Source organism: Loigolactobacillus bifermentans DSM 20003, assembly GCF_001434575.1.
Taxonomy (GTDB): domain Bacteria; phylum Bacillota; class Bacilli; order Lactobacillales; family Lactobacillaceae; genus Loigolactobacillus; species Loigolactobacillus bifermentans.
In genome coordinates, this window is record NZ_AZDA01000044.1 from 1 (window position 1) to 549 (window position 549).

Annotated in this window: 1 pseudogene; it reads right to left on the reverse strand. The window is 40.8% G+C overall.

Going from position 1 to position 549, the window contains the following annotated elements:
- Positions 1-410 (reverse strand): annotated as a pseudogene (locus FC07_RS06435) (knotted carbamoyltransferase YgeW); the annotation flags it as partial.
- Positions 411-549 lie beyond the last annotated feature (139 nt).

Consider the following 549-nt stretch of genomic DNA (forward strand, 5'->3'; position numbering starts at 1 on the left):
ACATCATGCATGTACTTGTTCCCTTTGCCGATGTACATATCGTCACGGATCCCGATGACGTCAGCCATGAAGGAAATCATCGTTGCTGTTTCACGTACAGTTTCACCATGGGCGATTTGTGACTTCTTTTCATCTAAATCTTGGATTTCCAAGCCTAACATGTTGCAGGCACTGGTAAATGAAAAACGGGTCCGCGTTGAGTTATCACGGAAGATAGAGATGCCTAAACCAGAATCGAAAACTTTGGTTGAAATGTTGCGTTCACGTAAATCACGCAATGCATCAGCTGTTTTCAAAGTTGCCGTTAATTCATCTTGGCTCTTTTCCCAAGTTTGGAAGAAGTCGCCACCGTACATTTTTTCAGTGTCTAAATTTTTGATCTCATTGACTAATTCTTTAAATTCTGCCATTTCGTAAAACCTCACTTAAACTTTCTATCAAATACTATTTGTTGCTGTCTGTATAAACAGATGGTAAAGCGGCATAAAAGGCAGCACAGCGAACTAAGTCTGTCTTCCAAGTATGTTCGTTTGAAGCATGGGCTTCAGC